4 protein-coding genes are annotated in these 4,288 nt (G+C 68.4%); 1 reads left to right on the plus strand and 3 read right to left on the minus strand.

The window, feature by feature from the left end; all coding sequences use genetic code 11:
• Positions 1-300: 300 nt before the first annotated feature.
• From ACFOYY_RS40185 to ACFOYY_RS40195, 3 genes are all read right to left on the minus strand, one after another.
• Positions 301-969 carry a CBS domain-containing protein gene (locus ACFOYY_RS40185; protein ID WP_386196612.1) on the minus strand — a complete coding sequence of 223 codons (669 nt, stop codon included), beginning with the start codon at positions 967-969 and terminating at the stop codon, positions 301-303.
• A gap of 29 nt (positions 970-998) precedes the next feature.
• A complete protein-coding gene (locus ACFOYY_RS40190) occupies positions 999-1,892 on the minus strand; it encodes a universal stress protein (RefSeq protein WP_362785711.1) in 894 nt (297 codons plus the stop codon).
• 188 nt (positions 1,893-2,080) lie between these two features.
• A complete protein-coding gene (locus ACFOYY_RS40195) occupies positions 2,081-2,572 on the minus strand; it encodes a flavodoxin domain-containing protein (RefSeq protein ID WP_352011738.1) in 492 nt (163 codons plus the stop codon).
• A 339-nt stretch (positions 2,573-2,911) separates the two neighbouring features.
• On the opposite strand from ACFOYY_RS40195, the gene ACFOYY_RS40200 reads away from it, so the two are divergent.
• A complete protein-coding gene (locus ACFOYY_RS40200) occupies positions 2,912-3,952 on the plus strand; it encodes a zinc-dependent alcohol dehydrogenase family protein (protein ID WP_386196616.1) in 1,041 nt (346 codons plus the stop codon).
• Positions 3,953-4,288 lie beyond the last annotated feature (336 nt).

Genomic DNA, 4,288 nt, shown 5'->3' on the forward strand with positions numbered 1-4,288 from the left:
AGTCTCAGGTGCGGCAGCAGGCCACCGGGCTCGATCCTCCCCACATGGAAAGTCTCGCATCCGTGGACATGATCCTTGCTCTCCCCTACCGGAACAGGCTTCAGCTCCTGAATACCGACGCTTCGTCCCCGAGAGGGACCGTGACGGCTCTCAGGCACCGCCTCTTGAAGAGCACCGGTGTTCGTCGGCATCGCCCCTCAAGACGACCATGCCGAAGGCGTCGTCCCCGGTACCTCCATGGCGACCGGGGCGGAGCCGACCCCCATCAGAACAGCCCCCCTGTGACCGCCGTGGGCGTCCTCACAGGTGCACTGGCGAGATCCTCACCAGATCATCGTGGTCGTAGGTGAGGTCGGCGTCGAGATCGACGACTCCCTCGATCCGACGTCCGGCCTCGACGAGTGCGGCGATCTGCGAACGCCTGGCCAGTCGTCCCTCGATCCGGACCACGCCGGACTCAACGGTGATCGTCAGTGCCCTCGGATCCGCCCCCAGGCTGATCACGGCCCCTGTCACATCCGCCAGGACGTCGGCGGCCGGTCGGATGAAGACCTTCAACAGGTCGGCTTGGTGCACAGTACCGGCGATCTTGCCACTGGCGGCGTCGATCACCGGCAGTTGTCTGATCCGATGGGTGTGCATCAACCGGGCCGCCTGCCGCACCGGAGTCTGGCGGGTGACGGTCAGCGCCGGACTGGACATGATCTGGCCGGCGGTCATCCCCGCGGCCCTGTCGTACTCCCGGCGCCGTGCACGGCTCTCGAACAGCCTCCCGCTCTCTGGTATGTCGATTTCCTTCAGCAGTAGATCGTCCTGTGACACCATCCCGATCGGGCGGCCCTCGGCGTCGATCACCGCCACGGCACCCACCTTGAAGTGGCGCATGGTCGCCACCAGCTCGGCGAACGTCGCCTCTGGGCGGACCGCGATGGCCACCAGCCCCATGACGTCCTTCACCTGCAACGTCATGACCTTCCCCTTTCCTGTCGTTTCTGCGTTCAGTTCTCGCCCGGAGGAGCGGATCCGGCCTGCGGCATGCTCTCCGTCACCGGGACGACCGCCACGGGACTCGCTCCGTGCCGCAGGACCGCCCTGGTCACCGAGCCGAGCCTGCCGGTCGCGCGGGCTCCGCCGACCACCACGACGCTCGCCTCCCGGGACAACTCCACCAGCGCCTCCTTCGCCGAGGCGGTGACGAACCGGGTCCGCACCGGCACCGCCGGATGGCTGTCACGCCACGGCCGCAGCCGCCGCAGCAGGTCCTCCTCGACCATGTGCGTGGTGATCTCCACGTCGGACACCGGCGGCATCGCCGTTCCCCACGCCACCGCCCGGATGTGTCCCGCGTGTACCGCCAGCAGATCCAGGCCCCGCAACGCCGCCTCGTCGAAGGCGAAGGCGATCGCCACGTCGGGGGTGTCATCGGTGATCCCCAGTACCACGGCCCCACGGTGCAACGGCACCGGGATCGGCCCCGGCCCGCGCACGACGACCACAGGGCAGCGCGCGTGGGCCGCCACGTAACCGGCCACCGACCCGACCACAGTCCTGGCCAGCGTCCCCATGCCACGTGACCCGACCACCACAAGCTCGGCGCCGGCCGACAGCTCGGTCAGCCGCTCGGCGGCGGCCCCCTCGTACAGGTCGGTGGTGACCTCGGTGATCGAACTGCACGAACGGGCGCAGTCGGCGCCGTGGTAGAGCACGTGTTCTGCGGCCTTGCGCAGATGGGACCTGGCCTCCTCGCCGGTCTCCCCATACGGCCACCGCCAGGCGTGCGCCACCGTCAGCGGCAGCTTTCTGAGCTCGGCCTCGTCCATCGCCCACTCCAGGGCCTGCATGGAGAAGTCCGAACCGTCATAACCGACCACGACCTCGCGTGTCTCGCTCATGGCCTGTCACCTCCGTCTCCATCGTCGGCGCAGAGCGGCCGCTCCAGCAGGGCGGAAGGTCCTCCCGGCGTGGGACCTTCCGCCTCCGTTCGGCACCGGTTCATGCGGGAAACACGCGACCCACCACGTAACCCTCGTCCCCGTTCGTCAGAAGTGGAGCCGAAAAGGCGATGGCTCACTCGGCTCTGTCAGCCTGCCGCTTTCAGGTCGTAGGCGATGTCGCGGGCCCAGGCGCGTACCCGTTCGGCATCGCGGAAGTCCCCGGCCGCGGTCTTGGCCATGGTGGCGGCCGGAAAGCCCTTGGCGTCAGCACGCAGGCAGCCGCCGAAGACGACGTTCTCCCGGGCACCGACTCTGCGCCTGGCCCGCTCCGCCCCCGCGGGCGGAGACACGTCCCGATCATCGACCCTCTGCAGCGGGCCGCTGCTGAACAACCAGACAGGCCGCTGCGCCAGCTGCCCCGCGCAACGCCGGACCAGGGTACGGGCATGACGGTGCCAGCGGCCGTAGTAGACCGCACCGCCCAGGACCACCGCGTCGTAGCCGCCGACGTCCTTCATCCCGGCGGCGGCCCGGACCTCGACCTCCAGCCCCTGTTCAGCGAGAACCTGCCCGATCCATCCGGCGATCTCCCGGGTGGAACCGCGTGTGGACCCGTAGGCCACCAGAACCTTCGTCATCGCAGCTCCTCTCCCTGTTCAGTCCATCAACAACGGACCCGACGTGGGAGCCGCCTTTCGGCCCGGAACCCACCGACCTTGGTCCTTGCCACACCGCCTTCCACGGTTCCTCCGCGCATCGTAGGCAGCCGACTCGTCCGGTGACGTGGCGCCGATCCACCGTTGTGGGAAACGGCCGGGTCAACGCCACTCCACAGCACCGGGACCTTTGTCCCGCGACGCATGACCGTTGGCCACTGACCGGACCGTCCACCTCCCACGCACGCTGAGAAGGAGTCCTGCCGGACGGTGACCGAAACAGGCCGTCCCCCGGCATCGGAGAAACGAGCAGGAGAAATCATGAAGGCTCTGGTGTACGAAGGCCCCGGCAAGAAAACCTGGACCGAGGTCCCCGATCCGGCGATCACCGACCCACGGGACGCGATCATCCAGGTCGACACCACGACGATCTGCGGCACGGACCTGCACATCCTCGGCGGAGACGTCCCCGAGGTGAAACCGGGACGGATCCTGGGCCACGAAGCCGTGGGCACCGTCGTCGACGTGGGCGACGCCGTTACAGAACTACGGCCCGGCGACCGTGTCCTGGCCTCGTGCATCTCCGCCTGCGGCCGCTGCCACTACTGCCGGCGGGCACGTTACGGCCAGTGCCTGGGAGGCGGCGGATGGATCCTCGGCCACCGCGTCGACGGCGTGCAGGCCCAGTACGCCCGGCTGCCCCTTGCTGACCTGTCCACCCACAGACTCACCCCCGAGATCGGCGACGAGGCCGCCGTCTTGCTCGCCGACATCCTGCCCACCTCCTACGAGGTCGGTGTGCTGGCCGGCCGGGTCAAACCCGGAGACACGGTGGTCGTCGTCGGAGCGGGGCCGATCGGGTTGGCAGCGATCCTCACCGCCCGTCTGTACTCTCCCGCCAACGTCATCGCGATCGACACCGCCGAGGCCCGCCTGCAGGCCGCCAGGCGATTCGGCGCCGATGTCACCGCCTCTCCCGAAGACGACCCGTCGGAGGTGGTGCGCTCGCTGACCGGCGGGTTCGGCGCCGACGTGGTCATCGAGGCCGTCGGGCTGCCGGAGACCTTCGAACTGTGCGCCACCCTGATCCGCCCCTGCGGTCATCTGGCCAACATCGGCGTCCACGGCCGCTCCGCCACTCTCCACCTGGAGGAACTGTGGATCCGCGACGTGACCATCACCACCGGCCTGGTCGACACCTTCTCCACCCCGGACCTGCTGACCATGCTGAGCGGCGGGCGACTCGACACCGGCCCCATGATCACCCACCGTTTCGCCCTCGACGACATCGAGCAGGCATACGAGGTGTTCGCCGACCCGGCACGCAGCGGCGCCCTCAAGGTCGCCCTGAACCGCAGCTGACCGTCTCCCCGAGGAACGTTGAGGAAGGCCTCGTCAAAGAAGCCCTGGCCGGCCACGATCGTGCCGGCTGACTCCATCAAAACACCCCTGGAACCCAGGAGCCAAACACAAAAGGGGCAGCCGCCAGCCACCCCGCACCCCAGACACCCCCGCCTGGAACACCACCCCACCCACAACCAGGGCACACCCCCAACAGCCAAACACAAACAAAAAAGGGGGAGGCCCACAGCCACCCCCACACACCACCCCACAACAAAAAAAAGGGGGGCCACCCCAAAGGATGACCCCCGCAAAAGATTGTCCGGCGGCGACCTACTCTCCCACACCGTCCCCGGT

It is taken from the genome of Streptosporangium jomthongense (assembly GCF_042650425.1).
In the GTDB taxonomy this organism is placed as follows: domain Bacteria; phylum Actinomycetota; class Actinomycetes; order Streptosporangiales; family Streptosporangiaceae; genus Streptosporangium.